The following is a 6,537-nucleotide window of genomic DNA, read 5'->3' as shown; positions in this document are numbered from 1 at the left end:
GGTCGGCACCGTGAAGCCCTATGTCGTGCCCGCCGTCGGAACCCGCCGGTTCCGCGTCGCGGTGCTCGACCTCGGGGTGAAGGGCAACTCGCTGCGGTTGCTGGCGGAGCGTGGCGCGGAGTGTCATGTGCTCCCCCCGACCAGCACCCTGGACCAGCTGCTGGAGGTCGAGCCGGACGGCGTGTTCCTGTCCAACGGCCCCGGTGACCCGTCCGCCATGGACGACGTGGTGGGCCTGGCCGGTGCGGTTCTCGCGCGGCGGCTGCCGCTGTTCGGGATCTGCTTCGGCAACCAGATCCTCGGCCGGGCGCTCGGCCGGGAGACCTACAAGATGCGCTTCGGTCACCGCGGCATCAACGTCCCCGTGGTGGACGCCGCGACGGGCCGGGTGGCGATCACCGCCCACAACCACGGGTTCGCGGTGTCCGGGGAGCCGGGCGAGGAGTTCGACACCCCCTACGGCCGGGCCGTCGTCTCGCACCACTGTCCCAACGACGGGGCGGTGGAGGGTCTCCGCGCTCTGGACACCCCCGCCTTCTCGGTCCAGTACCACCCCGAGGCCGCCGCCGGACCCCACGACGCGGAGTCACTGTTCGACCAGTTCACCCGTCTGATGAGTGAGGACAGCTGATGCCACGCCGTGCGGACATCAACCATGTACTGGTGATCGGCTCCGGTCCGATCGTCATCGGTCAGGCCTGCGAGTTCGACTACTCCGGCACCCAGGCCTGCCGGGTGCTCCGGGAGGAGGGCATCAGGGTCAGCCTGGTCAACTCCAACCCGGCGACCATCATGACCGACCCCGAGTTCGCCGACGCCACCTATGTCGAGCCGCTCACACCGGAGTTCGTGGAGAAGGTGATCGCCAGGGAGCGCCCGGACGCGATCCTGGCCACGCTGGGCGGGCAGACCGCGCTCAATGTCGCGGTCGCCCTGCACGAGCGGAACGTGCTGGAGAAGTACGGGGTCGAGCTGATCGGCGCCGACATCCAGGCGATCGCCCGCGGCGAGGACCGCCAGCTGTTCAAGGACATCGTGGCCTCGGTCGGCGCGCAGACGCCGCGCAGCGCCGTGTGCTCCTCGATGGACGAGGTGCGGGCCACCGTCGCCGAGTTGGGCCTGCCGGTGGTCATCCGCCCCTCCTACACCATGGGCGGCCTGGGCTCCGGGATGGCGCACACCCCCGAGGAGCTGGAGTCGCTGGCCGGGAACGGCCTGGAGCTGAGCCCGATGGGCGAGGTGCTGATCGAGGAGAGCGTGCTCGGCTGGAAGGAGTACGAGCTCGAGCTGATGCGCGACCGCAACGACAACGTCGTGGTGGTCTGCTCGATCGAGAACGTCGACCCGATGGGCGTGCACACCGGCGACTCGGTGACCGTCGCACCGGCGATGACCCTGACCGACCGCGAGTACCAGCACATGCGCGACGTCGGCATCGCCGTGCTGCGGGCGGTCGGCGTGGACACCGGCGGCTGCAACATCCAGTTCGCGGTCAACCCGCGGACCGGCCAGCTCGTGGTGATCGAGATGAACCCCCGGGTGTCCCGCTCCTCCGCGCTGGCGTCCAAGGCCACCGGCTTCCCGATCGCCAAGATCGCCGCCAAGCTGGCGATCGGCTACACCCTGGACGAGATCCCCAACGACATCACCGGCGTGACCCCGGCCAGCTTCGAGCCGACGCTCGACTACGTGGTGGTCAAGGCCCCCCGGTTCGCGTTCGAGAAGTTCCCCGGAGCCGACCCGGTGCTGACCACCACCATGAAGTCGGTCGGCGAGGCGATGTCCATCGGCCGCACCTTCGGTGAAGCGCTGGGCAAGGCGATGCGCTCGCTGGAGAACACCGAGTCCGGCTTCTGGACCGCGCCGGACCCGGAGGGCGCCGACCTGGCGGCCACCCTCCAGGCGCTGCGCACCCCGCACGACGGCCGGCTCTACACCGTGGAGCGGGCGCTGCGGCTCGGCGCGGACGTCATGGAGGTGCACGAGGCCAGCGGGATCGACCCCTGGTTCGTCGACCAGGTGCTCGCAATGGTGGAGATGCGCGAGGAGCTGCTCGCCGCCGCCCAGTTGGGCCGGGAGCCGGACGAGGAGCTGCTGCGCCGCGCCAAGCAGCACGGGCTGTCGGACCGTCAGATCGCGGCCCTGCTGCCCGAGGTCGGGGGCGAGGACGGGGTGCGGGCGCTGCGGCACCGCCTGGGCGTCCGGCCGGTCTACAAGACGGTGGACACCTGCGCCGCCGAGTTCGCCGCGTCGACCCCGTACCACTACTCCGTCTACGAGTCCGACCCGGACGCCGAGTCCGAGGTGCTGCCCAGCAGCGAGCCGCTGCCCAAGGTGATGATCATCGGCTCCGGGCCGAACCGGATCGGCCAGGGCATCGAGTTCGACTACTCCTGCGTGCACGCCTCGCTGGCGCTGCGGGCGGCGGGCTACGAGACCGTCATGGTCAACTGCAACCCGGAGACCGTCTCCACCGACTACGACACCTCCGACCGGCTCTACTTCGAGCCGCTGACCTTCGAGGACATCCTCGAGGTCTTCGAGGCCGAGTCGGCGCACGGGGAAATCACCGCCGTCGTCGTCCAGTTGGGCGGCCAGACGCCGCTTCGGCTCGCCCGCAGACTGGCCGACGCCGGGCTGCCGATCGCCGGCACCTCGCCGGAGGCGATCCACCTGGCCGAGGAGCGCGGCGCCTTCGCCGGCATCCTGGCGGCCGCCGGCCTGGTCGCGCCGCGTCACGGCATGGCCGGAACCGCGGCCGAGGCCGAGGAGATCGCCGAGCGGATCGGCTACCCGGTGCTGGTGCGCCCCTCCTACGTACTGGGCGGCCGCGGCATGGAGATCCTGGCGGGGCCGGAGGCGCTGGCCGACCACCTCTCCCGGGTCGCCGGCATCTCCCCCGAACAGCCGCTGCTGGTCGACGAGTTCCTGGTGGGCGCGATCGAGATCGACGTCGACGCGCTGTGCGACGGCACCGAGGTCTACCTCGGCGGGGTGATGGAGCACATCGAGGAGGCCGGGATCCACTCCGGCGACTCCGCGTGCGCCCTGCCGCCGCTGACGCTGGGCCGCAGCGACATCGCGGCGGTTCGGGCCCAGACCGAGGCGATCGCCGCCGGTCTCGGCGTCCGGGGCCTGCTGAACATCCAGTTCGCACTGAAGGACGAGACCTTCTACGTGCTGGAGGCCAACCCCCGGGCCAGCCGCACCGTTCCCTTCGTCTCCAAGGCCACCGCGGTGCCGCTGGCCAAGGCCGGGGCGCGGATCATGCTCGGCGCGACCATCGCCGAACTGCGCGCCGAGGGCCTGCTGCAGGCCGAGGGCGACGGCGGGGACATCCGGCAGGGGACGCCGGTCTCGGTCAAGGAGGCCGTGCTGCCCTTCCACCGCTTCCGCGCCGCCGACGACACCGGCCAGGACAGCCTGCTGGGCCCGGAGATGAAGTCCACCGGCGAGGTCATGGGCATCGACAGCGGCTTCGACGCCGCCTTCGCCAAGGCCCAGGCGGCGGCGGGGTTCCCCGTCCCGCTGGGCGGCAAGATCTTCGTCTCGGCCGCGGACGACCACGTCGACCACGTGGTCCCCGCCCTGCGGACGCTGCGGGGCTTCGGCTTCGAGGTGACCGCCGAGGAGGGCAACGCGGCCACGCTGGAGCAGCGCGGCTTCGTCCCCGACGAGGTCGTCTCCGACCAGGACAAGGCCCACGCGGAGCTGCGGCAGCGCATCGCCGAGCACGACTTCGCGCTGGTGGTGAGCCTCTCCGCGATCGGCGCCTCGCGCCCCGTGGAGCGTCTGGCCCGGACCTGCGCCGCCCAGCACTCGGTGCCCTACGTGACCACCGCGTCCGCGCTGCTGGCCGTCGTGCGGGCGATCCGTGCGGCCGGCCGCACCGAGTTCGGGGTCGTCTCCCTGCAGGAGCTCCACGCCCGTCGCCGCCGCTCCAGCCGCAGCCGCTGAGGCTTCGAGACCACCGATTCCGAGGGATCACGTTGATAGCTGACAACGTCTACGACCTGATATTGGACGACATATTCCTGCGCATCCCCGGGGTGGCGGACCTGGACCGCTTCTTCATCAAGGTCGAGGGCTTCAACCCGGGCGGCTCCATCAAGATGAAGACCGCGCGCGGCCTGGTCAAGGCGGCTGAGAACGCCGTCAACGACCCGAACGGGATCCGTCTCATCGAGTCGACCTCGGGGAACCTCGGGATCGCGCTCGCGGTGATCTGCGCGGCCAACGGCCACCACCTCACCTGCGTCACCGACCCCAACTCCAACGCCACCGCGGTCGCCATCATGCGGGCGCTCGGCGCGGAGGTGGTGGTGGTCGACCAGCGCGACCCCAACGGCGGGTTCCTGGGCACCCGGATCTCCTACATCGAGCAGCGGCTCGCCGAGGACCCCTCGCTGCACTGGCTCAACCAGTACGCCAACCCCGGCAATCCGACCGCGCACGAGGAGGCCACCGCCCCCTCGGTGCTCAAGGAGTTCGGCAAGGTCGACTACCTCTTCCTCGGGGTCGGCACCGGCGGCACGCTGATGGGCTGCATCGACTACTTCCGCCGTCGCAGCCCGCGCACCCGGATCATCGCCGTCGACGCCGTCGGCTCGGTGAACTTCGAGAGCGAGCCCAGCGTCCGGCACATCCCCGGGCTCGGCACCAGCCAGCGCCCGCCGCTGCTGGACAGCAACTCGCCGGACAAGGTGGTGCTGATCCCCGAGTGGGAGACCGTGCGGGAGTGCCGCTGGCTGGCCCGCAACACCGGCCTGCTGGCGGGCGGTTCCACCGGCACGGTGCTGGCGGCCGTCCGCCGCGAGGCCGCCCGGATTCCGGCCGACGCCACCGTGGTCGCCATCGCCCCCGACCTGGGCGAGCGCTACCTCGGCTCCGTGTACGACGACGACTGGGTGATCGAGCGCGGCCTGGCCCAGGCCCTTCAGCCGGCCCAGACCGACCAGTCCCCCAAGGAGGACCTGCATGTTCTCGTTTGAGGTAGTCCCCGGCAAGGTCGTGAAGGACATCCTCGACACCTCGGCGAACCAGATCGTCGACCTGGTCGAGGACGCCTACCTGCGGCACGACGCCGGGCTGACGGTGAACCCGGACAGCTACTTCCTGCGCTTCCCCGACAAGCCCGAGGCCAGGATCATCGCCCTGCCCGCCGCGATCGAGCTCCCGGAGGAGCAGCGCGCGGTCGGCATCAAGTGGATCTCCAGCTTCCCGGGCAACGTGGCCGAGGGCCTGCCCCGCGCCTCCGCGGTGCTGGTGCTCAACGACTACGCCACCGGCTACCCCAAGGCGCTGCTGGAGGCGGCCGGGATCAGCGCGGTGCGGACCGCCGCGTCGGCGGCCGTGGCCGCCCGGGCGTTCGCCCGCTACCTGCCGCCGAGCGGCGAGGTGGCCATCATCGGCGCCGGAGTCATCGCCCGCACGATCCTGCGCTACCTGGTCACCACGGGCTACCCGATCGAGTCGCTGTCCGTCTTCGACCTGCACGCGGAGTCGGCGGCCAACCTCGCCCGGTTCGCCACCGAGGAGCTGGGCCTCACCGCCAAGGCCGTGGGCGGTCTCGACCAGGCGCTGAAGGCCCAGACGCTGATCACCGCGACCACCGCCGCCACCCCCTACATCGGTCAGGGCCTGCGCCCGGGCCAGCTGGCGCTGAACATCTCGCTGCGGGACTTCCAGCCCCAGGTGATCCTCTCCGCGCAGAACTACTTCGACGACGTCGAGCACTGCATGAAGGCCAACACCTCCCCGCACCTGGCCGAGCAGGCCACCGGGGGACGGGAGTTCGTCAGCGGGACGCTGGCCTCGGTGCTGCGCGGGATGACCCTGCCGCAGCCGAGCCGGGGCGTGGTCTTCTCGCCCTTCGGTCTGGGCGTGCTGGACCTGGCGCTGGGCGACCACGTCCTCGGCCGGGCCCGCGAGCTGGGCCTGACGCACGAGATCGCGGACTTCTTCGGCGAGACGAGCCGCTGGTGAACCAGCCCCTGCGGATCGCGGTCGTCGGCGTCGGGCCCCGTGGCCTGTCCGCGCTGGAGCGCGTGATCAGCCACACCGCCGCGGACCCGGACGGACCGCCGGTGGAACTGCTGCTGATCGAGCCCGGCGAGCTCGGCGTCGGCATCCACCAGGTCAAGCAGCCCGACTACCTGCTGCTGAACACCATCGCCTCGCAGCTGACCATCTTCTCCGACGAGCGGATGACCCCGGGCGCCCCGGTCACCACCGGGCCGGACTTCTTCGAGTGGTGCGGCACCACGCAGGGCCCGGTGCGCTTCGACGCGTTCCTGCCGCGCCGGCTGCTCGGCGAGTACCTGCAGTGGGCGGCGGGCGAGCTGACGGCGCGCACCCCCGAGCGGCTGAGCATCCGGCACATCCGGACGGCCGCGGAGTCCGTGGTGCTCGACGGCGACGGCTCGGGCGCGGGCCGCGGCGCGGTCGTGACGCTGGTGGACGGCGAGCGGCACCGGGTCGACCTGGCGGTCGTCACCACCGGCCACGGCCTGGCCCAGCCCGCCCCGCCCGTGGAGG

At 71.5% G+C, this 6,537-nt stretch carries 5 protein-coding genes; all 5 read left to right on the top strand.

The features are described 5' to 3' along the window. Positions 1 to 631 (top strand): glutamine amidotransferase-related protein (locus tag TR48_RS32405; protein ID WP_042373955.1); only part of this gene is annotated, 631 nt, incomplete at its 5' end. After that, the gene (carB, locus tag TR48_RS32400) at positions 631 to 3,957 is read left to right on the top strand and encodes a carbamoyl-phosphate synthase large subunit (protein WP_042373954.1); all 3,327 of its coding nucleotides are present in this window, start codon (positions 631 to 633) and stop codon (positions 3,955 to 3,957) included. The genes TR48_RS32405 and carB, both read left to right, overlap by 1 nt. A gap of 32 nt (positions 3,958 to 3,989) precedes the next feature. Continuing rightward, a complete protein-coding gene (sbnA, locus tag TR48_RS32395) occupies positions 3,990 to 4,991 on the top strand; it encodes a 2,3-diaminopropionate biosynthesis protein SbnA (RefSeq protein WP_042373952.1) in 1,002 nt (333 codons plus the stop codon). Beyond that, positions 4,978 to 5,985 (top strand): 2,3-diaminopropionate biosynthesis protein SbnB, encoded by a 1,008-nt coding sequence (sbnB, locus tag TR48_RS32390; RefSeq protein WP_042373950.1) that lies wholly within the window; start codon positions 4,978 to 4,980, stop codon positions 5,983 to 5,985. Before sbnA ends, sbnB begins: the two co-directional genes overlap by 14 nt. Beyond that, the coding region (locus TR48_RS32385) for an FAD/NAD(P)-binding protein (protein WP_042373948.1) at positions 5,982 to 6,537 on the top strand (556 nt) is incomplete at its 3' end. The genes sbnB and TR48_RS32385, both read left to right, overlap by 4 nt.

The organism is Streptacidiphilus neutrinimicus, assembly GCF_000787815.1.
GTDB lineage: Bacteria > Actinomycetota > Actinomycetes > Streptomycetales > Streptomycetaceae > Streptacidiphilus > Streptacidiphilus neutrinimicus.
The sequence above is the reverse complement of the archived record's forward strand: the minus strand, read 5'-3'. Positions and strand labels throughout refer to the sequence as shown.